General features: G+C 53.7%; 21 protein-coding genes and 1 pseudogene. 6 read left to right on the plus strand and 16 right to left on the minus strand.

Going from position 1 to position 22,799, the window contains the following annotated elements:
• Positions 1-31 precede the first annotated feature (31 nt).
• Positions 32-2,209 carry an ATP-dependent DNA helicase DinG gene (gene dinG / locus BJ885_RS02510; RefSeq protein ID WP_121931104.1) on the plus strand — a complete coding sequence of 726 codons (2,178 nt, stop codon included), beginning with the start codon at positions 32-34 and terminating at the stop codon, positions 2,207-2,209.
• Here dinG and BJ885_RS02515 read toward each other — a convergent pair.
• The 5 genes from BJ885_RS02515 to BJ885_RS02535 all read right to left on the minus strand — a co-directional run bounded on the left by BJ885_RS02515 (position 2,196) and on the right by BJ885_RS02535 (position 7,557).
• On the minus strand, positions 2,196-2,699 hold the full coding sequence (locus BJ885_RS02515; RefSeq protein ID WP_029739816.1) for a fimbrial protein: 504 nt from the start codon (positions 2,697-2,699) through the stop codon (positions 2,196-2,198). The genes dinG and BJ885_RS02515 overlap by 14 nt on opposite strands.
• Positions 2,696-3,691 carry a fimbrial protein gene (locus tag BJ885_RS02520; RefSeq protein ID WP_310886293.1) on the minus strand — a complete coding sequence of 332 codons (996 nt, stop codon included), beginning with the start codon at positions 3,689-3,691 and terminating at the stop codon, positions 2,696-2,698. Before BJ885_RS02520 ends, BJ885_RS02515 begins: the two co-directional genes overlap by 4 nt.
• A gap of 17 nt (positions 3,692-3,708) precedes the next feature.
• Complete coding sequence (locus tag BJ885_RS02525) at positions 3,709-6,252, minus strand: fimbria/pilus outer membrane usher protein (RefSeq protein ID WP_121931105.1); 2,544 nt, start codon at positions 6,250-6,252, stop codon at positions 3,709-3,711.
• 25 nt (positions 6,253-6,277) lie between these two features.
• Entirely contained in the window at positions 6,278-6,952 is a 675-nt protein-coding gene (locus BJ885_RS02530; protein ID WP_047648315.1) for a molecular chaperone, read from the minus strand.
• Between the two features lie 68 nt (positions 6,953-7,020).
• Positions 7,021-7,557, minus strand: a complete 537-nt coding sequence (locus tag BJ885_RS02535; protein WP_121931106.1) for a fimbrial protein — start codon at positions 7,555-7,557, stop codon at positions 7,021-7,023.
• A gap of 265 nt (positions 7,558-7,822) precedes the next feature.
• Here BJ885_RS02535 and ybiB point away from each other — a divergent pair, with 265 nt between their 5' ends.
• The gene (ybiB, locus tag BJ885_RS02540; RefSeq protein WP_121931107.1) at positions 7,823-8,785 is read left to right on the plus strand and encodes a DNA-binding protein YbiB; all 963 of its coding nucleotides are present in this window, start codon (positions 7,823-7,825) and stop codon (positions 8,783-8,785) included.
• A 117-nt stretch (positions 8,786-8,902) separates the two neighbouring features.
• On the opposite strand, the gene ybiJ is transcribed toward ybiB, so the two are convergent.
• The 3 genes from ybiJ to mcbA form a co-directional block, all read right to left on the minus strand.
• Positions 8,903-9,163 (minus strand): DUF1471 family protein YbiJ, encoded by a 261-nt coding sequence (gene ybiJ, locus BJ885_RS02545; RefSeq protein WP_023310874.1) that lies wholly within the window; start codon positions 9,161-9,163, stop codon positions 8,903-8,905.
• Positions 9,164-9,448: 285 nt separating this feature from the next.
• Entirely contained in the window at positions 9,449-9,715 is a 267-nt protein-coding gene (locus tag BJ885_RS02550) for a DksA/TraR family C4-type zinc finger protein (protein WP_121931108.1), read from the minus strand.
• Between the two features lie 122 nt (positions 9,716-9,837).
• Entirely contained in the window at positions 9,838-10,104 is a 267-nt protein-coding gene (gene mcbA / locus BJ885_RS02555) for a DUF1471 family periplasmic protein McbA (protein ID WP_029739809.1), read from the minus strand.
• A 243-nt stretch (positions 10,105-10,347) separates the two neighbouring features.
• Between mcbA and rlmF the strand changes: the two genes are divergently transcribed.
• Entirely contained in the window at positions 10,348-11,259 is a 912-nt protein-coding gene (rlmF, locus tag BJ885_RS02560) for a 23S rRNA (adenine(1618)-N(6))-methyltransferase RlmF (RefSeq protein ID WP_029739808.1), read from the plus strand.
• A gap of 48 nt (positions 11,260-11,307) precedes the next feature.
• Here rlmF and ybiO read toward each other — a convergent pair whose 3' ends face one another.
• From ybiO to BJ885_RS02585, 5 genes are all read right to left on the minus strand, one after another.
• Positions 11,308-13,521: a mechanosensitive channel protein gene (gene ybiO, locus BJ885_RS02565; protein ID WP_121931109.1), complete on the minus strand. Its 2,214-nt coding sequence runs from the start codon at positions 13,519-13,521 to the stop codon at positions 11,308-11,310.
• Positions 13,522-13,647: 126 nt separating this feature from the next.
• Positions 13,648-14,370, minus strand: a complete 723-nt coding sequence (gene glnQ, locus BJ885_RS02570; RefSeq protein WP_121931110.1) for a glutamine ABC transporter ATP-binding protein GlnQ — start codon at positions 14,368-14,370, stop codon at positions 13,648-13,650.
• On the minus strand, positions 14,367-15,026 hold the full coding sequence (gene glnP, locus BJ885_RS02575) for a glutamine ABC transporter permease GlnP (RefSeq protein ID WP_121931111.1): 660 nt from the start codon (positions 15,024-15,026) through the stop codon (positions 14,367-14,369). Before glnP ends, glnQ begins: the two co-directional genes overlap by 4 nt.
• A gap of 84 nt (positions 15,027-15,110) precedes the next feature.
• Positions 15,111-15,854 carry a glutamine ABC transporter substrate-binding protein GlnH gene (gene glnH, locus BJ885_RS02580; protein WP_023310880.1) on the minus strand — a complete coding sequence of 248 codons (744 nt, stop codon included), beginning with the start codon at positions 15,852-15,854 and terminating at the stop codon, positions 15,111-15,113.
• A 609-nt stretch (positions 15,855-16,463) separates the two neighbouring features.
• Positions 16,464-16,964 (minus strand): SHOCT domain-containing protein, encoded by a 501-nt coding sequence (locus BJ885_RS02585; protein ID WP_029740617.1) that lies wholly within the window; start codon positions 16,962-16,964, stop codon positions 16,464-16,466.
• Between the two features lie 326 nt (positions 16,965-17,290).
• Between BJ885_RS02585 and BJ885_RS02590 the strand changes: the two genes are divergently transcribed.
• On the plus strand, positions 17,291-18,022 hold the full coding sequence (locus BJ885_RS02590; protein ID WP_029740616.1) for a hypothetical protein: 732 nt from the start codon (positions 17,291-17,293) through the stop codon (positions 18,020-18,022).
• A 236-nt stretch (positions 18,023-18,258) separates the two neighbouring features.
• A pseudogene (locus BJ885_RS02595) lies at positions 18,259-18,428 on the plus strand (IS4 family transposase); the annotation flags it as partial.
• 45 nt (positions 18,429-18,473) lie between these two features.
• Here BJ885_RS02595 and dps read toward each other — a convergent pair.
• Positions 18,474-18,977 (minus strand): DNA starvation/stationary phase protection protein Dps, encoded by a 504-nt coding sequence (gene dps, locus BJ885_RS02600; RefSeq protein ID WP_010428924.1) that lies wholly within the window; start codon positions 18,975-18,977, stop codon positions 18,474-18,476.
• A 299-nt stretch (positions 18,978-19,276) separates the two neighbouring features.
• Positions 19,277-20,164 (minus strand): threonine/homoserine exporter RhtA, encoded by an 888-nt coding sequence (rhtA, locus tag BJ885_RS02605; RefSeq protein WP_023334998.1) that lies wholly within the window; start codon positions 20,162-20,164, stop codon positions 19,277-19,279.
• A 354-nt stretch (positions 20,165-20,518) separates the two neighbouring features.
• Between rhtA and ompX the strand changes: the two genes are divergently transcribed.
• On the plus strand, positions 20,519-21,037 hold the full coding sequence (gene ompX / locus BJ885_RS02610) for an outer membrane protein OmpX (protein ID WP_023310884.1): 519 nt from the start codon (positions 20,519-20,521) through the stop codon (positions 21,035-21,037).
• A 100-nt stretch (positions 21,038-21,137) separates the two neighbouring features.
• Here ompX and BJ885_RS02615 read toward each other — a convergent pair whose 3' ends face one another.
• The gene (locus tag BJ885_RS02615) at positions 21,138-22,721 is read right to left on the minus strand and encodes a phosphoethanolamine transferase (RefSeq protein ID WP_047648303.1); all 1,584 of its coding nucleotides are present in this window, start codon (positions 22,719-22,721) and stop codon (positions 21,138-21,140) included.
• Between the last annotated feature and the right edge of the window lie 78 nt (positions 22,722-22,799).

The raw sequence follows: 22,799 nt of genomic DNA on the forward strand, positions 1-22,799 counted from the left end.
TGGCTGTTTATACAGTATTTCAGGTTTTCCGATGGCTTTAACCGCTGCGCTCAAGGCGCAAATTGGCGCATGGTATAAGGCGCTACAGCAGCAGATCCCCGACTTTATCCCCCGAGCGCCGCAGCGGCAGATGATTGCTGACGTGGCAAAAACGCTCGCCGGGGACGACGGGCGACATCTGGCGATTGAAGCCCCGACCGGCGTCGGGAAAACCCTGTCGTATCTCATTCCCGGCATCGCGATTGCGCGGGAAGAGGACAAAACGCTGGTGGTCAGCACCGCCAACGTGGCCTTGCAGGACCAGATCTTCAGCAAGGATTTACCTCTGCTACGCAAAATCATCCCCGACCTGCGGTTTACGGCAGCCTTTGGGCGCGGGCGTTACGTGTGTCCGCGTAACCTGGCGGCGCTGGCCAGCAGCGAGCCGAATCAACAGGATCTGCTCGCGTTTCTGGATGACGAGCTAACGCCAAACAATAAGGCCGAGCAGGAGCAGTGTGCAAAACTCAAAGCCGAGCTCGACGGCTATAAGTGGGACGGCCTGCGGGATCACACCAGCCAGGCCATCAGCGACGACCTGTGGCGCAGGCTCAGCACCGACAAAGCCAGCTGCCTGAACCGCAACTGTCACTATTACCGCGAGTGCCCGTTCTTTGTCGCCCGGCGCGAAATTCAGGAGGCGGAGGTGGTTGTGGCAAACCACGCGCTGGTGATGGCGGCGCTCGAGAGCGAAGCGGTGCTGCCAGAGCCTAAAAACCTGCTGCTGGTGCTTGATGAAGGCCATCATCTGCCGGACGTGGCGCGTGACGCGCTGGAGATGAGCGCCGAAATCACCGCTCCGTGGTTCCGCCTGCAGCTGGATCTCTTCTGTAAGCTGGTGGCGACCTGCATGGAGCAGTTCCGCCCGAAAACCACGCCGCCGCTGGCGGTGCCGGAGCGGCTGAGCGACCACTGTGAAGAGGTCTATAGCCTCATTTCATCCCTGAACAACATCCTGAATCTTTATCTTCCGGCAACCCAGGAAGCTGAACACCGCTTTGCGATGGGAGAGCTACCGGAAGAGGTGATGGAGATCTGCCAGCAGCTGGCGAAGCATCTGGAAAAGCTGCGCGGGCTGGCGGAGATGTTTTTAAACGATCTCAGCGAGAAAACCGGCTCGCATGACGTGGTGCGTCTGCACCGCGTTCTGCTGCAGATGAACCGCGCGCTGGGGATGTTCGAAGCGCAAAGCAAGCTCTGGCGGCTGGCCTCGATGGCGCAGGCGTCCGGTGCGCCGGTCACCAAATGGGCGACCCGCGACGTGCGGGACGGGCAGGTGCACCTCTTTTTCCACTGCGTGGGCATCCGCGTGGCCGATCAGCTGGAAAAGCTGATCTGGCGCAGCGTGCCGCACGTGGTTGTCACCTCTGCCACGCTGCGCTCCCTGAACAGTTTTTCTCGTTTGCAGGAGATGAGCGGGCTCAAAGAGAAAGCGGGCGACCGTTTCGTGGCGCTGGACTCGCCGTTTAACCACTGCGAGCAGGGCAAGCTGGTCATTCCGCGCATGAAATTTGAGCCGCTCATCGACAACGAGGAGCAGCACATCGCGGAAATGGCGGCCTACTTCCGCGAGCAGGTCGAGAGTAAAAAGTACCCCGGTATGCTGGTGCTGTTTGCCAGCGGGCGGGCGATGCAGCGCTTCCTCGAACACGTCACCGATCTGCGTTTACTCCTGCTGGTGCAGGGGGATCAGCCGCGCTACCGGCTGGTGGAAACCCACCGCAAGCGCATTGATAACGGCGAGCGCAGCGTGCTGGTGGGGTTGCAGTCGTTTGCTGAAGGTCTGGATTTGAAAGGCGACTACCTGACGCAGGTGCACATCCATAAAATCGCCTTCCCGCCTATCGACAGCCCGGTGGTGATCACCGAGGGGGAGTGGCTGAAAAGCCTCAACCGCTATCCGTTTGAAGTGCAGAGTTTGCCTGCGGCGTCGTTTAACCTGATTCAGCAGGTCGGGCGCTTGATTCGTAGCCACGGCTGCTGGGGCGAGGTGGTGATTTATGACAAACGTCTGCTCACCAAAAATTACGGCCAACGCCTCCTGAACGCGCTGCCGATCTTTCCGATTGAACAGCCAGAGGTGCCTGAGGTAAAAAAACGCCCGGCAACACTGACTTCCGGGCGTAAGAAAAGCATCCGTGCTAAGGGGCGCGGTCCTACTGGTAAATGAAGGTCACCTGCACCACGCTGCTAAACGTTCCTGCCGTGACCGGCAATGAGGTGGCGTAATAGCGGGCGGCCAGCGGGAAATCCGCCGTGTGATTGTCCTGGTTGATCAACACGCTGAAGCTGGCGTCCGGGGCAAGCGAGATCTGATCCTGCGGGTCGGCAAGCTCCAGCGCCAGTCCTTTCGCGGTTCCGGTGCTGGCGAATTTCGTCGGATGAATACTGTCTGGCTGACCGTGAAAGGTTGCCGTGGCCAGCACGGAAGTGGTTGGGCATTTCGACAGGGTTAAGTCGAATGAATTCCATTGTCCGGTATCGCCCACATTCTTAAAATCGCCGGTATTCGCTTTGCCCAGATTGACCGTCAGGTTCTGGCTGGCGCTGTCTACCTGGCAGGCGTTGGCGTAAATGTTTCCGCGAATATCGAGCTGAATCTCTTCCGCCAGGCTCTGGCTGGCCACTCCAAGGAGTAAAAGGGCTAATAAGGTTTTCATTTGTAGGCCACCGTAATGGTTGCGACGGCATTCGCCGTTCCGGGCGTCACCTCCGAGCTGGTTTGTTCGTAAGAGACGCTGAAGGGATATTGCGAGCGGATATTGGCATAGGCGGTAAAGGTATTCATATATTGCCCGAAAACAGGTATCTGACCGTTAAAGAGCATTCTCACCCCCACGCCGGTCGCCACGCCGTTTTCCGGCGTTAATTTGATTACGCCAGGAAAATTCGTTTCATAGCCATTGGCGCTGGCGATCATCATTTCCGGCTGTACATCCTGATCGCAGAGCATGTCGATATTGAATACCGACTGGGAGACCAGGGTTCCCGGACCGGTAAAACGGCTCACCGGAAAATCCCCCAGCGTGACGGTCAGAGATTTGGGTGATACGGTGCAGGTTACTGCTTTAACCACCACGTTACCTGAGTAGGAGAGGGTGTTTGGATAACTCAAGCTTTCTATTTGCTCAACACCAAAGCCAAATTGGGTATTACTGGAAGTGAGCGTACCGGCGGTTACCACCTCGCTGGTTTTCACCAGTTCCAGCGAGACGTCGAAGCTAAACGCAAATGAACCATCGCTACCCGTCGAATCAGACACTTGACCCACGGAAGACTTCGTTGTGCAGATTTGGTCTGCTGCTCCCATCACACGTTCCCCTTTACTATTTCGGAGCGACACGCCGATCCCGGCAACACCCGACTCATAAACACCTGGGATATTGGGAGTCTCTCTACCCAGGCCGTGGTAACAGGCAATGATCTGACGACCTGCGTCTTCGGCTGTATAGCAGCCCCCCGCAATGTGAGCCGAACGTTCCGTTCCCGGGATGGTCTCTCCCACGGGAAGGCTGGTAGGTACTGAAATAGACGCTAACGATAGCAGCGCTGGTAAATTTGGTGAGACACAGTTGGCCTTTGCATGCGGCATAAAGAGTGCTGCCGTCGCCAGAACTACAAGTAAGAAAAACGATTTTGCTATCTGCATCATGATCGGTCCGGTGTTAATCAGTGACACTGCGCGGCAGCGTTAATAATGTTGGTGTCATCCTTGTCTTGCATCAGGGCGTAATCGGCGACGCAATGTTCGCTCGCCCCCTTGCCCCAGGAAACGAAAAGGCGTCCGTGCTGCGGCAGTCCGGTGAGATACACCAGGCCGTCGTTACCGACGATAAATTCACTGCTCTTGTCTTCCGTGGTGACCGTTGCGCCGAAGGGCAGCGGTTTGTCTTTCCAGGCCAGCGTCATTAAGACGCGGTTGCCCACGCGAGTATCGAAGCTGGCGCGAACTATCGCGCCGCGTGTTGGTGTTACCGTCTGCGAGGCGCGTGTCACGTCGGCATCTTCTGGCAGCGTCTCGGTATCCAGCGAAATTGGGTTGTGGCGCCACGGAGTGACAAAGGGCACCAGCGTATAGCCGCGATAGTCCGTTTCCACGCCCGTCTGGTTGGCAATGTGCGTGCCATGTGTTCCCGGCGCTTTAATCAGCACCACGGTTTCGCCCAGGGTCTGACCAAAGGTGACGCCGTCAGAGTGGGCGACGATGCCGCCCTGGATCCCGGCGTTAACGGTATGCTGATGGCTGTCATGGCTTACGCCGCCTTGCACTTCACCGTAGGTGCCTTTGTAATCCGCATTCATACTGGTAGAGGTGTTGTTATTGGCGCTGTCCAGTCCCTGCTGAACGTTCCAGCTCAGCTTGTCTCCCTCCAGCGCGGTACCATTCAGGCCCAGGTTGTGGGTGGTGCCGTCTTTACTGTTGTTCAGGCTGTAGTTTGCCCAGGTGTTAGGCAGCCAGCGGTCGAGCGGAACCGACACGTTGAGGCCGATTTGTCGGTCATAGCTGATGGATTTACCGTCCTCGTCCATGTCGTCGCTGTTTTTATTGACGCTGTAGCTCAGGCTATAGCTCACGCCGTGCCAGCTATTGTTGTAGTTAACGCTCAGGGAGGTCATATCCTGACTCTGGCTCCAGTAACTCTCTTTCACCAGGCTTAGCGTCACCGAACCCCACTTGTCGCCAAGCGTCTGGTCGATGGTGGCCTCCGCCCGTGCGCGGCGCTGCTGTGGAGCGGACCAGTCGTTTGCACTGGTCCAGGACTCCATGGTGTCCTGCAGGGTGTAAAAGCCTTTGCTGTTGTAGCGATAACCCGCCAGCGAAAAGTTAGTGCCGGTCGCGGTAATATTTTTGCTGTAGCGCAGACGAAGAGATTGCCCTTTGCTGGTTTTGCGCTTTTTCAGTAACGCTTTGGCGCGGGTAACGTCTAAGGAGAACGCGCCGAGGTCACCAAAATTTTTCCCTGCGCCGAGCGCGGCGGAGTGGTAATGCGAACTCTGCTGCGTACCGCCGTAAACGGTGACGCCGTGTGACAGACCATAGATGGCGCTGCCCTGGGCGAAAGGGGTCTTCTCAATCTCTTTATCGTATGAACGGTAGCGCCCTGCAGCGATGCTGTACTTAAGGTGTTTTTCACGTTGCAGCACCGGCACGGAGGCAAACGGCACCACGAAATGACTCTCGCTGCCGTCGGTCTCTTTTACCGTGACGTTCAGATCGCCGCTGCTGCCGGTGGGGTAGAGATCGTTAATCTCAAACGCGCCGGGGGCGACGGTGTTTTGATAGATAACGTAGCCATTCTGGCGAACCACCACCTGGGCGTTACTGTGCGCCGTACCGCGTACCACCGGGGCATACCCGCGCTCGCTGTCGGGCAGCATGTCGCTTTCGGTAGCCATCTGTGCGCCAGTGTAAGAGACACTGTCGAAAACGTCGGCCTGGGTGCTGCTCTGTCCCACGGTCAGCTCGCTCTTCAGCCCCACGATATCGCGCTGGGCATAGGTATAGACCGGGGTCAGCTTGCCGTCGTCCTGACCGCCATCCGAATTATGGTTCCAGGTGCTGTAATTACGCACGCGCCAGGCACCGGTGTTAAAACCGGGTCGCAGGTTAATAAACTGGCTGCTGTTGTCCGCTTTCCCATGCTGGCGGGCGTGGCTTTGGCTGGCGTTAACGCTATAGTTCAGGATGCCCGCGGTGATCCCTTCGTCATACTCTTTCGGATCGATGTAGCCGCGAGGCACCTGGCCCAGCGCCGACTGGGGAATACTCAGCAGTAGTTGCTGGTTTTTGATGCGGAAAGTCGCCGAGGCCGAAGGGATCGCGCTGAGATCCGCGCATTCCCCTTTTGCCGCCAGCTTTGGATAATCTTTGGTTTTGATGCCCAGATGCGTTAATTCATCCAGACTCAGGCAAGGCTGCAGAGAATCATCTCCCTGCGCATCTTTTTGTAATGTAAAAAGGACGTCACGGGTGTCGATTTTATTGTTATTGACGAACATCGTGACCTGATATTTGCCTGGCGCCTGACCGGGACCGTTTTCATAAACAGAGAGATCGGTCTTTGCCTGCTCTGGATTATCAATATCCAGCAGGGCAGGGTTAAAATAATCATCAGCGTGGGCCTGCAGCGCGCAGCATGTCACCGCTACCCCACAAAAAGTGGGCAGCATTTCATGCAGTCGACGTAATAGCGGCTTAGTTGTGGTGTACATGATTATCCAGGCGTCGAATAGAGTATTAACGAACGGATGCAGACCAGGTTTTACTGATGCTTCCGTAATCGTTAATGACCGACCAGCTCACGGTGTTACCGCTCATATTTGCCGGAAGGGCAAAGCGGGTAGAGGTATCTGGCACAGCCCAGGTAGCTTTTGCCACTTTTTGGCCGTTCAGCGTTACGCTCTGGAAATTCATATAGAAAGGCGTGGGGTTGTTGACCACCAGATCATTACCTTCGCGGTGCCATTCCAGTTTATCTGCCACTTCTTCGGGTTTGCCTTTAATCGATGCAGGGCGATACAGCAATTTAATACGGGTATTGATGGCTATCTGTAATGTATTAACGCCCTCTTCATGACTTGAAGAAGGAATGGCTTTAATATTTAACCAGTACAACGACTCGCGATCTTCTGGCATATTTCCGCCGGTGCGCACCACACGTAATACGTTATCTTCTTTAGCGTTCAGACGGAACAGGGGTGGGGTAATCAGAAATGGCGCTTTATCATCTTTTTTTAAACCGGTATCCACCCAGGACTGTACCAGATAGTTAATTTCATCCGGGTTGGAAATCCCAATCGAAGACTCTTTTTTCTCTCCCTGATAAACCAGTCGGGTGCCATTAATAATCACACCTGCATGGGCTGTTACTGCGGTCAGTAAAAGTGCGCTTAATAAATAACTGTGTCGCATAAATCTGTCTCAAAGAAAGGGGAGATATTAACCTTCACGTGAAGGTTAATATCTCCGTATTGATCGTATCAGTTATAAATAACTGTAAAAGTAGACGCTGAGTTAGCCTGGCCGGCAGTGATCGATTCCTGAGTCTGAATATAACGTGCGCCAAACTCCAGATGATTTACCGTCGTGCCAGCAGCTAAAGGATACTGCTTTGAAGGCGTATATAAACTGACTGGCTGGTCGGAAGAATCAACCAGCTGAATCGCCACGCCAGTTGCAGTCGCAGCACCCGGGGTCAAGGCCAGCGTGGTGTTATTATCCGCATCTGGCGTACCACCGAAATTGATGGCTGCAGACGTGACCGTTTCCGGGCAGTCTTTTAACTGAATATCAAATTTCGTTAAGGTGCTGGTAGAGCCTGCGCCAGTAAATGTTGTTTTGGAGACTTTGCCCAGCGCAACATTCAGCGGACTGCTTATGCCGTTAACCACCTGACAGGCGGAATCGATAATTTCACCTGTGAAGTTAATTTGCCCCTCACCGGTGGATGCCGCGAAAGAAGATGCAGAGCATCCCAAAGCGGCAGTAATGAATAAACCTAAAGTGACTTTTTTCATATTTAAACCTGTATGTTTCTCCTTTCGACCTTTGCATCCCGCATTATTCGAAGTTATGTCTCAACTACTCACCGCTGGCTATTTAATCAGAAAACTCAGGCAGGGAAAGGTCCCGCGCGGCTTACAAATAATTCAATTAATTCTTGCAAAATACTTTTTCTTACCAAAACAATTGATTATAAAAAACGCAGGGTGGGCAAAAAAACTAACAGCGGCGTTATCATCAGGGCTATATTGTTGATAACCTGCTGTAAGGAGAAATGTCGTGGATTATCGTAAAATTATCAAAGAGGTAGGGCGCGGGAAAAATCATGCCCGCGATCTGGACCATGAAACCGCGCGTGCGCTTTATACCCGCATGCTGGAGGGCGACGTCCCCGACCTGGAGATGGGGGGCATTCTGATCGCGCTGCGTATCAAAGGCGAAGGTGAAGCGGAGATGCGCGGCTTCTATGAAGCTATGCAGACGCAAACGCTGCGCTTAACGCCGCCGGTGGCAAAACCGATGCCGATCGTGATCCCGAGCTACAACGGCGCGCGCAAGCAGGCAAACTTAACCCCGCTGCTCGCTATCCTGTTACACAAGCTGGGGTTCCCGGTGGTGGTGCACGGCGTCAGCGAAGATCCCACTCGCGTTCTGACGGAGACCATTTTCGGGATGCTGGGCATCGAGCCTACGCGTCATGCCGGCCAGGCGCAGGCGAAGCTGGATGGCCATCAGCCTGTTTATATCCCGGTCGGCACGCTCTGCCCGCCGCTGGAAAAGCAGCTCGATATGCGCTGGCGCATGGGGGTGCGCAACAGCGCGCACACGCTGGCGAAACTGGCCACGCCGTTTGGCGAAGATGCCGCCCTGCGTCTCTCCAGCGTGTCGCACCCGGAATACGTGGCGCGAGTGGGCCAATTCTTTGAGGCTATTGGCGGAAGGGCATTGCTGATGCACGGCACGGAGGGCGAGGTTTATGCGAACCCGCAGCGCTGCCCGCAGGTGATGCTGATCGATTCTGCCGGTTCGCGCGCCGTTCTGGAACGCGGGGAAGAGAATACCGGCGTGATACTGCCTGAGGCAAAAGATCCCCATACTACAGCCCACTGGATTGAGCAGTGCCTTGCCGGAAATGTTCCTGTTCCGCATTCGATCAAGCTACAGATGGCCTGCTGTTTGCTGGCAACCGGAGAAGTGGAATCCGTCCAGGCCGGGCTTGAACGCGTGGCGCAGGCGTTTTAGACAAAAAAAAAGCCCGTCCAGTGGCGGACGGGCAAGCAAGGGTAACAACAACAGGGTCAATGAGGGTGGAGCAGCTCACCAGAGGGTATGGCGAGGGTACAGCATTCGTTCAGTCGATTATTTGTAGATAACCGCGGTACCGCTCAGCTTGTTATTGCCGTTAGCGGAGGTAATGGTGTATCCGCTTGCACCGGCTGCAGCGGCTTTCTCAGCCAGTTTGGCTTCCAGGCCGTCCAGAGTGGTTGCGCCATCAGCACTTACCACACCGACTTTGTTCATGTTCTGTGCCTGAGTAGAAGAGACAGGCTCGACAGCGAAAGCGCCGAAAGACAGAGCGGACAGGGCAACAGCAGCTACAGCATATTTGATGGTTTTCATAATTAATCTCTCGCAGGTGTTTCTGTTAAGGGGACGATGTTCCGTCGATGTGATAAGTATCACGGTTTTTTGCGAGTGATAAAATCGAAGAGAATTGACGTGGTTGCTCAAAAAAATTGAATGACAAATAACTTATTGAATATTAATAAATTCAAAGCACCCCTTTACACTTCTTGCGGATGCGCTTTACAGAAGCGATACGAAGGGCACGTTTTGCTACGCGTCTGGCTAAAAACCGTGAGCGTAAAGGAATGCGCGCGCTCGGTTAGCTTTGGTAAAGCAAAGTCAACGTAACTGGCTGTCTTTCGAACCTCTGCGATTATATCCCGAGTGTAATGAATTTTTTGAATCTTTATGCTGCTGGCAGGTAATGCAAAGCCGTACGCCGGGAATGGCTTTTCGGCGCGCCTCCGGAATGGGTTCTCCGCATTCTTCGCATTCCGTTAAGCTTTCGCCGCGCGGAATTTCACCGCGGGCACGCGCAACCGCATCTTCAATTGTACTGTTGATCTGTTCGTTAACAGCGTCTTCATTTGCCCAGCCGGAAGCCATAGCGTCCTCCTGAAATTGGTTTAGGCCATACGTTTACTATGGGGTTAAAAAATGAACAATCAAGGCGAAGGGAGAAGAGAACTGCACCCGTTGGGCAGATGCAGTCTTGCGGAAGAGACAGCTTATTTATAGATGGTCGCAGTGCCGTACATATGGTCATCTCCGCCAGCGGAGTTCACTACGAATCCTTTTGCACCTTCCTGACGGGCTTTTTCGGCGAGCTTAGCCTGCAGATCGTCAAGGTTACTGGCACGGCTTACCGAAACGGTGCCTGCAGGACGTAGCTGGCTCGTATCGGTACTCTGGGTGAGTGACTGAACGGCCATGGCAGAGAAGGACGCGGTCGCCAGGGCGGCTGCGATAACAGCAAGGGTCAGGTACTTTTTCATAATCACATCCTCATGAGGAAACAACAGGTGATTCCCTTTAAGTTTAGAAGCCTGACGAGTGTGACTTAGCGCAAATATTTGATGATGATCTGTTTATTTTTTGAACAATGCAGATTGGCAATTCGCTGACGGATCATAGACATAAAGGTATTTGATTTATGGCGAGTTTTTGAGCGTCGCAGAGAAAGATTTACCGTTGGGCCTGCAAAGGGTATCTTACGCCGCTGTTTAAAGGAGAATGCCATGACCGCCCAAAAGCCGGGATTGCACCCGCGAAATCGCCACCGCAGCCGCTACGACATGAACGCGTTATGCCTGAGCTGCCCGCCGCTGCAGGACTATCTTGTTCAGACCCCAGCGGGTGAACCCTCGGTCAACTTTGCTGACCCGCAGGCGGTTAAAATGCTGAACAAAGCCCTGCTGGCGCATTTTTACGGTGTGGCTCACTGGGATATTCCGGAAGGCTTTCTCTGTCCACCTGTGCCGGGCCGCGCTGACTACGTTCATCACCTTGCCGACCTTCTTGCCGAAGGCAATGAGGGTGTCGTTCCACAGCAGGCCACCATCCTGGATATTGGCACCGGGGCGAACCTGATTTACCCGCTGATCGGCGCGCATGAATATCAGTGGCGCTTTACCGGAAGCGAAATCGGTGACGAGGCCTTTGCCAGCGCCCAGGCGATTATCAGCGCTAACCCAGGATTAAGTCGCGCCATTCGCCTGCGTCGTCAGAAAGACGCGGCGTCGATCTTCAACGGCATTATTCACAAAAACGAAAGCTATGACGCCACGATGTGCAATCCGCCGTTCCATGATTCGGCGGCATCGGCCCGTGCGGGCAGCGAGCGCAAGCGCCGTAACCTGGGCCAGGCTGAAGACGCCGCGCTGAACTTCGGCGGTCAGCAGCAGGAGCTCTGGTGTGAAGGGGGCGAAGTGGCGTTTATCCTTCGCATGATTGCGGAAAGCAAACAGTTTGGCCGTCAGGTGAAGTGGTTCACGACGCTGGTTTCCCGCGGGGATAACCTGCCGCCGCTCTACCGCGCGCTGACCGAAGCGGGCGCCGTAAAAGTGGTGAAAAAAGAGATGGCGCAGGGCCAGAAACAGAGCCGCTTTATCGCCTGGACGTTTATGGACAACAACAAACGTCGCAAATAGCACTCCGTCGTAGGCCGGGTAAGGTGAAGCCGCCACCCGGCAACCAGGTTACAGCGTCGGCTCCTGCGGAGGGAGCGGCGATGCGGGCGGCGGCAATACCTGATAGGTCTGCACGGGCATCCGCACGTTCGCCAGATCAAAGTGTTTCTTCACCATGCTGTCGAGGGCAAAGCGCACCGTCCACTGCTTCAGCGGCTGGGTGGTGAACGACACGCGCAGGGTAAACGCCGTGTTCGTCAGCCCGACGATGCCGGCAAATGACGGCTCTCCGATCACCAGCCCGCGAATATCCTCCATCTCCATCAGTTCTTCTACCGCATCGCGCAGCGCCTGCTTCGCTTTATCTGCATCCTCGTGGCGATCCACATCGTAGTTCGCCACAACGGAACCAATCCCGCGCACAAAGTTGGCGAAGGTGGTAATCGAAGACCAGGGAATGATGTGGTACGCCCCGGTGTCCTGACGCACGCCAACCGAACGGATGGACATCCTCTCCACGGTGCCGGTTAAAGGCCCGATGGTCACCAGATCGCCCGTGTTCATCCCGTTTTCAAACTGAATGAAGATGCCGGTAATAATATCCTTCACCAGCGTTTGCGAACCGAAGGAGATGGCCAGCCCCAGGGCACCGGCACCCGCCAGCAGCGGGGCGATATTCACGCCGATTTCCGACAGCACGATCATGATGGTGATGGTGCTGATAATCACCGCCAGCGCGTTGCGGAACAGGGTTAACAGCGTTCTTGCCCGCGCGCTGGGCAGGGGCCTGCCGTGAATATCTGAGACCAGGCGGTTCTCAATAAGGCTCGCCAGCAGCGTCCAGCCGACGGCGGAGAAGAACAAAATCAGCGCGATGCGAATCAGGATATCGACCGTTTTTTCACCCGCACCGTTGTGCAGCCAGTTCCAGAAATCAAACAGGCTCCACGCATTCAGAAGCAGCATAATCGCCACGCAGACGGTGAGAATGCGCGCCACTTTGAGCGATACCGACATCCAGCCGTTTACCCGCTTTTGCAGTTCCGGGTAATTACGCTGCACCTGCGGCGACAGGGTGATGGTTTTCGAGATCCAGCGCGACAGCAGCCCCGACACAAAGGCCGCAATGCCAATAATGGCCAGGCTTTTGAACGTCGCCCCCATCATAAATTTCAGGCTATTGCCCGGGTCAAACAGCGAAAAGAAGCACAGTACGATGAAGTAAGCGCTTGCCAGCCAGTGCCACACCAGGGCGAACGCGCGAATAAAGAGGCTAAAGAACGACAGGGAGCGATCGGCCAGATTGAGCAGGCTTTGGGTAATGGTTTTTTTATTGTGGAAGATAAGGTACAGCGACCAGACGGTAATGCAGATCATGATCAGCACGTTTGCCAGCGCCCCGAACTGGACGTTCACCTGGTTGGAGATGATCGGCACGGCAACCAGCAGGCCGTAGCCAATCAGCCCGCTGAGCACGCTCAGACGCAGCGCCCAGTACTTCGCGCTCGCATCCCGAATGGAGAAAGGCCGCAGCTCCGGCACGTGCGGACAAAAGAGTAACCTCAGCAGCGCCTTGAAGAACTCAATCAGGGCAAAGGCATTCAGGAAAAGCGACTGCTGGAAGGCGATGGTTTTGTTGCCTGCATTCAGCCTGTCGGCCAGCATCTGGCCTAAAAACAGCGTCAACGCCAGCAGCAGTAAATCGATGATAAACGCTGAGGCTATCATCAACGGCAGGTGCAGCCAGCTGCTTTTCTGCTGATTCTTCCTGCGTCCCCATTGCCCCATTTTGCGGTACAGCGGCCACGCGCACAGGCGCACCAGCCAGTAAAAAAAGAATACTGCACCCGCCAGCATCAGGAACTGCGTGGCGGCGGCGGTGAACGTTTGCGGGTTAAATGCCTTATGCGGTGAGCCAATCAGGTTGCGGTAAAGCTGAGCGAAGCGTGAGGAGAGCGCTTCCCCATAGTGGCGGCTCACGTCGGTGACGTTTTCCAGCACCGTCTTTTGCTCCTCAACCTGCGGAGGGGTGAGGGTTGGCACCGACTCCTGCGGCGGCGTGGCGGCGGCTTTGCGCAGCTGACCAATGAGCTCCTGTCGGGAAGTGTCGTTTTCAAGGACGTCGGCAAGCGCACCGTAGGCGGCTTTTTTCTGTTCAACATCGGGTTCCGGAGGCGGCGTACTTTGCTGGGTAGCGGTGTTTCCGGTGGTCACTCCGGGGATCGCGACGGCGAACGATGGCGCACTAAACAGGCTTATCAACAGTAGCAGGATCCACGGCACGGCGTCCTCCGGTGAAAATGTCGAACAAAATGATAAGTATAGAAGTCGGGGCGCGGCGGGGGATTTTTGGGAACAATCTGGCGTAAAAAAAGCCGGGCATGCCCGGCTTACGTTTGAAGCGAACGATCAGGATACGTGCTGCAGGAACTCCTGCAAACGCTGGCTCGGCGGGTTCGCAATCAGCTCCTGCGGGTTACCGTCTTCCGCGATGCGGCCTTTATCAATAAAGATCAGGCGGGACGCCACTTTTTCAGCAAAGCCGATTTCGTGGGTCACGATCACCATCGTCATCCCTTCTTCCGCCAGATCCTGCATGACTTTCAGCACCTCGTGGCGCAGCTCCGGGTCGAGTGCGGACGTAGGCTCATCAAACAGCATCATTTTCGGTTTGACCGCCAGGGCGCGGGCAATCGCCACACGCTGCTGTTGACCACCGGACAGCTCGGAAGGGTAGTGGTGCGCACGTTCTGCCAGGCCAACTTTCGCCAGCAGATCTTTTGCCAGCGCTTCCGCCGCCGCTTTGCTGGCACCGCGCACGCGCAGTGGGCCAAACATCACGTTTTCCAGCGCCGTCAGGTGCGGGAACAGGTAGAACTGCTGGAACACCATGCCCGCTTCCTGACGAATCAGACGGTCGTCCACTTTTGGGTCGTTTACCTTCAGGCCGTCGACGATCAGATCGCCGCTGGTGATCTCTTCCAGCTTGTTGATGCAGCGCAGCAGGGTGGATTTACCGGAGCCGGATGGCCCAATAATCACCACAACTTCACCCTGTTTGATATTCAGATCGATATTGTGCAGCACCTGGGTTGGGCCAAAGTGCTTGGTAACGTTTTTAAATTCAATCACAGGATTTTCATCCTTCTTTCAAGACGACGCAGAACGAAGCTCAGAACCAGAGTAATGATCAGGTAGACAACGGCTACCGCACTCCAGATTTCCAGCGCGCGGAAGTTGCCAGCAATGATCTCCTGCCCCTGACGGGTCAGCTCTGCCACGCCGATAACAATGAACAGCGACGTATCTTTAATGCTGATGATCCACTGGTTACCGAGCGGCGGCAGCATGCGACGCAGCGCCAGCGGCAGAATAACGTGGCGGATCGTTTCGCGACGAGAAAGACCTAGCGCCAGACCGGCTTCACTGAAACCTTTATGAATCGACAGCACCGCACCGCGGGTGATTTCCGCGATGTAAGCGCCTGAGTTGATCATAATGGTCACGACGGCGGCGCTGAACGGGTCGATGCGCAGATCGTTGAACGCCATTGGCAGGGCGAAGTAGATGAACATGACCTGCACGACAATAGGGGTGCCGCGGATCACTTCGATGAAAACCAGTGCGATGTGGTTTGCGATCCAGCCGCCGTAGGTGCGGGCGAAACCGGCGACAAGACCGATAATCAACCCACCAACCAGACCCAGGACCGAAATCCACAGGGTCATTTTAGCGCCTTCAAGCAAGATAGGAATGGCAGGCCAGATGGCGCTCCAGTCAAACTGCATGATAATTTCCTGTTACTGTTACCGTGTTTCAAAAATAGCAGGGGCGAAAGGTCGCCCCCGAGTGAACGTCATTTTTACGTCTTATTATTTAGGCTCGGTACCGAACCATTTTTTGTAGATTTCGTTATAGGTGCCGTTCTCTTTCAGCGTTTTCAGCGCGCCGTTAACTTTCGTGCGCAGGTCGTCGCTGCCTTTCGGGAAGGCGATACCGTACTGCTGTGCTTCCAGAGACTCGCCAACGGCTTTGAACTTGCCATTACCGGCTGTCTTGATGAAGTACAGGATGTTAGGCGTGTCGTGCAGAACAGCGTCAGCACGGTTGGTGCCGAGTTCCATGTACGCGTTGTCGATGTTAGGGAACTGACGCAGGTCTTTGGTTTTGATATTTGCTTTCGCGTAATCAACAGAACCGGTGCCGCTCTTCACTGCCACCACTTTGCCGTCGAGATCTTTCACGCTTTTTACGTCGTTATTATCGGCTTTGACCATGACCAGCAGGCCGCTTTTGTAGTAGCCGTCAGAGAAGTCGATCGCTTTTTTACGTTCATCGGTAATGGTGATGCCTGCCAGTGCCAGATCAACGTTTTTGGTTTGCAGGGCCGGGATGATGCCGCTGAAGTCCATAGGCTTCAGGGTGTAATCCAGCTTGAGTTCTTTTGCGACAGCGGCCCACAGATCCACATCAAAACCAACGTATTTATCACCCTGTTTGAATTCAAACGGAACGAACGCCGTGTCGGTCGCCACAACCAGTTTGTCGGCAGCCTGAGAAGACACTGCAAAAGCCAGGGTAAGTGCAGCCAGTGAAACTTTTAATACAGACTTCATAGCATTTCCTTTTATATCCACGGGGCGATCCCCTGCGAGAACAGGTGGCACAATGAAAAAATCGTGCCAACTTTACAAGCTCTTGTTTTGCAAAGGGGATGATGTCATGCATTGCACAATTAATGGGGCAATGAGGCTTTGTTGCACCAAACTGGAGCACCGTTTTGGTGCGCTTCGTTTGGCGCAACAGACGGGGAGATATTTAGCGTAAATTCTGACGAAAAAACAATCTTCCGTTAACGGTTGTGTGAGGTGATTATTACATTTTGTTCACTTTTGCAGGTGTGCAGGCAAAAACTGTGCACCATAGATGTGCAAAACCCTCACCAATGGCACAGGTGACAGGCAGCTGAAATTGAAAGTGTCAAAACAGGCACTGAAAGAGAAACCTTCACTGCCAGAGTACTGATATGTCCGAGGGATATCTTGTGAGGTGCACGGCGTGGAGAAAATGGTGCTGACATCGCTCCCGCGGACCGCTATTACGGCGTGAGGCAACAAACGCCCCCGACCAGCAAGGCCGAGGGCGATTAAGATAGCAAAAACCGTTCTCCGGTGAATTGGCTGCGGAATCCAATAATTTCCCCTGTTAACCCGGAGGAAGGAACGTTAAATCAGCTCCATTAATTTGCTTTTTTTGGCCTGGAATTCTTCTTCCGAAATGATCCCGCTCTCTTTGAGTTCGGAAAGCTTTTTGAGCTGCTCATAGGGATCCTGGTGGGTCATAGCCGGTTCGGCTATTGGTGTTTCCGTCTTCACTCCGCGGCCAGCTTCAATCGCCTCAATCAGGGCGAGTTCTGCATCCTTGCTGAACATCTTAAATTCCAGATCGTCGTGGGAAGTATGGATCCGAATGACCCGGTGACCCAGCGTGGACTTGCGTTCAATCGACGTAATGGATTTTAACGGGATAGTCTCAATCACCTCGCCGAGAAAACCTTTACGGTAGAATGCCACTCGCTGGCCCGTAACGATCAGTACACCGTTGTGCTGTTTGTCCTTACCCTGTCCCATCACTTTGCCGATATAGCCTTCTCCCCACTGCAGAACGGCTTCACCAGGATTGAGATGGTTTGCTTCGAATTTGCTGACGTGTTTATTTTCTTTCATCAAAAAACTCCCTTTAAGAAGACCGATGCATTTGGCCTGCATCGGATTGAAGTCACTGCAAAATGAATCATCTATCATATTGCATACCCGGGATAACTGCACTTCTTGAAAGGCGATTGTGTACACGGTATTTACAGGATGATCTGCTTCAGACGCGGAGAGGTCAGCGAGCGGATGCGAAGAAAGAATCCTGCCGGCAGAATGAAGACGACCGCCACGTCTCTTCCGGTGCTGGCGCATAAGAGTGAATTACTCCCTAATTAGATCTTATTTTCTGATAATATGGCATTGTTTTTTAATGGATATATACAGTCAAAAGGATAACGATGAGCACTTTTCTTTCTTTAATCGCATTTATTTTGTTTGTGGCCTTTATTATTGGCCTGATTAAACCCTCGCTTGTCAAAATGCCCGGTCGTAAGCAATCCAGTGCCGTTTATCTGGGCGGTTTTCTGGGCCTCTGCGTAATCAATGCCATCCTGCTACCGGCCGACCGCAGTCCGGCCGTCGTGAAAAAACAGGATCAGCCGCAAAATGCGGATGTCTCCCCGCCGCCTTTCAAATATGCCGATAAAACCCTTACCGAGTATCGTAGGGAGCGTAAGGATACGCGACACAAGATTGTGGCTGCTTATATGGCATATCGTCAGGTGCCCGTCGCGTCAGAAGAGGGGTTTTATGCCTGCGTGAGCCAGAACAGCTACACCACGCAGGGTGATACACCGTTTGGCGTGATAGCGAACTGGTGTGTCACTGAATACCGTTCCAGTCCTGAGATGCTGGCAAAACGCATCAACTTCGATACATTCCAGGATAATTTTAGCGGTTGGAACGGGGCTTATCGTCCGTTAGAGGCCATGATCAAAGCCGACATGCATGATGATTCTTCCTACAAACACCTCTCCACACGGTATCATCTGGTTCTGACCGACGATCCGTATGCCACGATAGATACCACATTCCGTGGCACCAACGCCTTTGGTGGCATAGTCAAAGAGACTGTCTCTGCGCGGGTAGATCTGCGAACCGGGAATGTTATTTCGATCGTTGAACAGTAAGGGCAGCAAGCTTCCTCGTCTGTTCGGGCGCGTGAAGGGCCAACAGCGAGGCTGCTTTTTTAACATTCATTGAAAATATGATTTTTATCATATGTCTTGCTCTCTTTTTTCGCCGAAAAATTAAGCATTAGCGTTTGGCGGCAGAGCGATTATGCGCTCTGCCGTTTTTTTATCCTCGACCCGACGTTAACACCTTGCACAAGATCGCGTACTTGCTTATAGCGAGGGACAGGCTAGTGCTGGAAATAGAGCGTCACCAGGAACCATCTCGAAAAAGCAGGAACATCTGCGTGGAAATCTGGAAGCGTTGTTCATAATAAAACGCCCCCGACCATGAAGGCCGCGGGCGGTTAAGATATCAAAAACCCTTTATTCAGTGAAACACAGTGCGGCTCCGCTTATGTGAACGGCATCGCGTCATGGCGAGGGTTTAATAGAGCAATTATATGAATTACTCGATGTTAGATTCGATAAACCACAGGAACTGATCCAGGTCGCGGGACGCGGCGGTGAAAATGTCTGCGGTATCTTCGTCTTTGGCTTCGCCAATCGCTTTGCGCACGTCATTGGCCACAATCGCGTAGCGGTCCGCCAGCTCTTTCAGGTGATCCTGAACGGTATGGATATCCAGCGGATAACTCTTCAGTGGCGTTTTGCTGTTGATCACCTGTGTGGTACCCAGCGCCACGCCGCCCAGCTGAACGGCACGTTCAGCCATCGTATCGAGGTGGGTAACCAGTGCTGTGCGGAAGCCATCCAGCATTTCATGAACGGCAATAAAGTTTGCACCGCGCATATTCCAGTGGGCCTGTTTGGTGATCAGCGAAAGATCGATGAACTGGATCACCTGGCGATTCAGCAACTCAATGGTCGCCTTTTTGTCGCTATCCGATACATCGTTACGGGTATAAAGCAGATTAGACGCTTTCGTTTTCACCAGTTTAGCGGTACTCATAATCTCATATCCTCTTGATGTTTATGTCCCAGGTAATTACGGAACTAAGTATAGCACCGGATTTTTTGCCTGCGGTTTGGCTGTGCCTATCGGTTTAATAGCGAGAAGGAGGTTGAGGTTTTAAATTATTGAAATTAATAGATAATTTTTAAATTGATACAGATCAATCTTAATTGCTGGATGGGGATGTAAACGCAGAGGGATATTTCGAAAATAGCGCAAAGTGTGTAAGAAATTATAACGTCTGTCTTTCTGGCCTTTATTCTGCATGGCGTGGAAGCCATGCAGAATATATGGCCTTAGCTGATATCCACTTTCTCAACTTTAGGTTCCGGGCGCATGGTGAGCGTCGAGCCCATTGATGCCGCGATAATCGAGCAGAGCGCCAGCGTCTGGGTCAACGTGAGGGTTTCGCCGAGAAACACCATTCCGGAAATGGCGGCTAGCGCAGGTTCCATGCTCATCAGGGTGCCAAATATGCGCGTCGGCAGACGCGTAAGGGCAATCATCTCCAGAGAGTAGGGGAGTGCGGTAGAGAGAATCGCGACCGCCAGTCCTATGGGCATGACCGACCATTGCCAGATAGATTCGGTTGCCTGCGCCATGCCGATGGGCACAAAGACGATAGCAGCGATCAGTGACCCCAACGCGACGGTCGCCGGACCGTGCTCTTCTCCTGCACGCTGTCCCGTGAGAATATAGACCGCCCAGCAGGCACCAGCACCCAGCGCCAGGGCTGCGCCCGTCAGATCAATCTCAGCGACGCTCTGGCCCAGCGGCAGCAGGAACCATAAGCCCAGAACGGCTAACACGACCCAGATAAAATCGACCGGACGTCGCGAGGAGAAAAGCGCCACCGCCAGCGGGCCGGTAAACTCCAGCGCGACGGCAATCCCCAGCGGTATCGTCTGAATAGAGAGATAGAACAGATAGTTCATTGCCCCAAGGGAGAGTCCATAAAACAGCAGGGGTAAACGCTGCTCCTTTTTGAAGCGCAGACGCCAGGGTTTGAAAATGACCACCAGTATCGCCGTGCCCAGCACGATACGCAGGGCAGTCACCCCAGGCGCACCGACCAGCGGAAAAAGGGATTTTGCAAGCGAAGCACCGCTTTGAATGGACAACATGGCAATGAGTATGACTGCTACCGGCAACCAGACCGACGACGTGCGGGATAACCCAGGCATCCTTTCTCCTGTCAGCTTATGTCAAATGAGGTAAAGGTTGCAGTGTAAAGGAAATAAGCGGCAACGGTTGAGGCGCTGTTGAAAAAAAACTGCGTTAAATCCGTAAAATGATTAAGCGCTGGTGGATTTATCGCCTGATAGATTAGGAATAATCTGGATGAATGTAACGGCGCTTGCGCGCAATATTCGCATTTAGTAGTGAAAATTGCATGTGATTTGAAAGAGATAGCTGATGCTGGAAACGTTCTGTTACAGGAAAGGTTTCATTAGACATCACGAATCACAAAGAGTTTCGCAAATTTTTTTGATATATTTAAAACTTACGGACTTACTTGAAGCACATTTGAGGTGGTTATGAAAAAAATTGCATGTCTTTCAGCACTGGCCGCTGTACTGGCTGTTTCCGCAGGTACCGCTGTAGCTGCTACTTCTACTGTTACTGGTGGTTACGCTCAGAGCGACTATCAGGGCGTGATGAACAAAGCTAACGGTTTCAACCTGAAGTATCGCTACGAGCAGGACAACAACCCACTGGGCGTGATCGGTTCTTTCACCTACACCGAGAAAGATCGTTCTGAAAACGGCGCATACAACAAAGGCCAGTACTACGGCATCACCGCTGGTCCAGCTTACCGTCTGAATGACTGGGCGAGCATCTACGGTGTTGTAGGTGTTGGCTACGGTAAATTCCAGCAGACTGAAAACCAGAGCGAAAGCCGCACTGCAAGCAACAGCGACTACGGTTTCTCCTATGGCGCAGGCCTGCAGTTCAACCCAATCCAGGACGTTGCTCTGGACTTCTCCTATGAGCAGAGCCGTATCCGCAACGTTGATGTTGGCACCTGGATCGCGGGCGTAGGTTACCGCTTCTAATCACTCCGGTGATTAAATAAAAAATCCGCCCATTGTGGCGGATTTTTTTTGGCTTTTCCCTCTCCCCGTGGGAGAGGGTCAGGGTGAGGGCATCAGACCGCTACTTACTCTTAATATCGAAAATATCCGTACCCAGATGGTTGTAGTCAACTTTCTGTAACTTGAAGTTGGTAACGTACACTGGGGGAGCTTTCTTGTTAGAGACAAACGGGTAAGCCGTTTTTATCTGCTCGGCCTTAATCCCCGTCCACTGCGAGAAGAACTGCAGGAAATCATTTGCCGAACGGCGCGCTTTAATCACGCGATGCGTTTTATCATCACTCGACAGCACCATAAACGGCACCTGGAAGTTCTGCTGGAACTTGTCATCGTGCGCCAGGTACTGCACCTCTTTACCGCGCTCTTTAAACGCCAGCCCGTGATCCGAGAAATAGACCATGGAGAAGCTGTCGCCCGTATTGCGTAGCTGATCGTACAGCTTGCTCAGCAGGTCGTCGGTTTGCGTCATAGTGTAGAGATAGCAAGACGTCTCTTTGGACTGCACGAACTCCGCGTACTTTCCACCGGTCCGATCGCAGGCCTGCGGGTGCGACCCCATCAGGTGCAGGACGATCAGCTGAGGCTGGGTGCGCGGCGTGGCGAACACCTGTGCCGTCATTTTCAACAGCGCTTCGTCTTTGGTATTTTTGTCGGCTTCAAAGTCGCCGTTCTTCAGGAACTGCACTTCGTCGGCACGTTTGGCGATACTGGCGATGGCCGTATCATATTCGCCAATTTGCCCCTGATTGGAGAACCACCAGGTCTGATAACCCGCGCGGTTTGCCAGGGTGACAAAATTATCCTGATACTGAGGTTTGCCGTCGACGACCCGGTTAAGCGTCAGGCCGAGCGATTTCTGCGTCGAGCCGCTGGCCGCGACATAATCGGTAAACAGCGTGCCTTTGACCGAACTGGCAAACGGTGTGTTATCCCAGTGTCCGCCGAAGGCTCCCATTGCATCGCGACGTGCACTTTCCCCAATCACCACCACATAGGTGTGATACTTCGGCTTAACGGCCAGCACGTTCCAGGTGTCTTTCATATTGGAAAGCTCCGCCATGCGCGCCTGTTCGTCGAGAACCTCTTTATTATTAACAACGACGTCTTTAACGAAGCGGAAAACCGGATAGCCGATATTGGTGAGCCTTAGCTTACCGTCCCAGGGAATATTCTGGATGGGGGCGACAAACGCCACGGCAACGCTGAACACCAGACAGAGTATTTCGATCTTACCCCAGGATTTTTTCTCGCCCGGCTGACGGCGGATGGCGATAACGCCCAACGCGAAGATAAAGATCCCGACCACGTAGCTGTACCACGGGAAGATCGTCAGGATCTCCGTTGACTCTTCCATATTGGTCGAGTGCAGCGCCAGCAGGGTATTAAAGTTTGGCGCGCCGTAAGCCTGGCCAAACGGGAAATAGAGTGCAGCGACCAGCGAGCAGATCCCGATTAACGCTTTTTGCACGCGCGGTGCGGATCGCCACAGCACATGCAGAACGCAGGTGAACGCCACCGCGTAGAGCAGACTAAAGGGATAACCCAGCGCAAAGTTAATCAGTAATGACTGCAAAAAGTAAAAACCCGTCCACGGGCTTAAGGCCCGGCTGCGGGTCACAACGGTATCTATCAGGGTTACATTCATAGGTCACTATCATGGATGAAAACGCCATGTGCTCACCCTGGCGTCAAGGGTCATAACCTGCCTGACAGTGCGTGGAGA

It is taken from the genome of Enterobacter sp. WP_7_1 (assembly GCF_003688535.1).
Classification (GTDB): domain Bacteria; phylum Pseudomonadota; class Gammaproteobacteria; order Enterobacterales; family Enterobacteriaceae; genus Enterobacter; species Enterobacter asburiae.

Excerpts from the sequence above, each read along its gene's own strand:
- dinG (WP_121931104.1), top strand. The coding sequence starts at position 32 with ATGGCTTTAACCGCTGCGCTCAAGGCGCAAATTGGCGCATGGTATAAG.
- BJ885_RS02515 (WP_029739816.1), bottom strand. The coding sequence starts at position 2,699 with ATGAAAACCTTATTAGCCCTTTTACTCCTTGGAGTGGCCAGCCAGAGC.
- BJ885_RS02520 (WP_310886293.1), bottom strand. The coding sequence starts at position 3,691 with ATGATGCAGATAGCAAAATCGTTTTTCTTACTTGTAGTTCTGGCGACG.
- BJ885_RS02525 (WP_121931105.1), bottom strand. The coding sequence starts at position 6,252 with ATGTACACCACAACTAAGCCGCTATTACGTCGACTGCATGAAATGCTG.
- BJ885_RS02530 (WP_047648315.1), bottom strand. The coding sequence starts at position 6,952 with ATGCGACACAGTTATTTATTAAGCGCACTTTTACTGACCGCAGTAACA.
- BJ885_RS02535 (WP_121931106.1), bottom strand. The coding sequence starts at position 7,557 with ATGAAAAAAGTCACTTTAGGTTTATTCATTACTGCCGCTTTGGGATGC.
- ybiJ (WP_023310874.1), bottom strand. The coding sequence starts at position 9,163 with ATGAAAACCATCAAATATGCTGTAGCTGCTGTTGCCCTGTCCGCTCTG.
- BJ885_RS02550 (WP_121931108.1), bottom strand. The coding sequence starts at position 9,715 with ATGGCTTCCGGCTGGGCAAATGAAGACGCTGTTAACGAACAGATCAAC.
- mcbA (WP_029739809.1), bottom strand. The coding sequence starts at position 10,104 with ATGAAAAAGTACCTGACCCTTGCTGTTATCGCAGCCGCCCTGGCGACC.
- rlmF (WP_029739808.1), top strand. The coding sequence starts at position 10,348 with ATGACCGCCCAAAAGCCGGGATTGCACCCGCGAAATCGCCACCGCAGC.
- glnP (WP_121931111.1), bottom strand. The coding sequence starts at position 15,026 with ATGCAGTTTGACTGGAGCGCCATCTGGCCTGCCATTCCTATCTTGCTT.
- glnH (WP_023310880.1), bottom strand. The coding sequence starts at position 15,854 with ATGAAGTCTGTATTAAAAGTTTCACTGGCTGCACTTACCCTGGCTTTT.
- BJ885_RS02585 (WP_029740617.1), bottom strand. The coding sequence starts at position 16,964 with ATGAAAGAAAATAAACACGTCAGCAAATTCGAAGCAAACCATCTCAAT.
- BJ885_RS02590 (WP_029740616.1), top strand. The coding sequence starts at position 17,291 with ATGAGCACTTTTCTTTCTTTAATCGCATTTATTTTGTTTGTGGCCTTT.
- dps (WP_010428924.1), bottom strand. The coding sequence starts at position 18,977 with ATGAGTACCGCTAAACTGGTGAAAACGAAAGCGTCTAATCTGCTTTAT.
- rhtA (WP_023334998.1), bottom strand. The coding sequence starts at position 20,164 with ATGCCTGGGTTATCCCGCACGTCGTCGGTCTGGTTGCCGGTAGCAGTC.
- ompX (WP_023310884.1), top strand. The coding sequence starts at position 20,519 with ATGAAAAAAATTGCATGTCTTTCAGCACTGGCCGCTGTACTGGCTGTT.
- BJ885_RS02615 (WP_047648303.1), bottom strand. The coding sequence starts at position 22,721 with ATGAATGTAACCCTGATAGATACCGTTGTGACCCGCAGCCGGGCCTTA.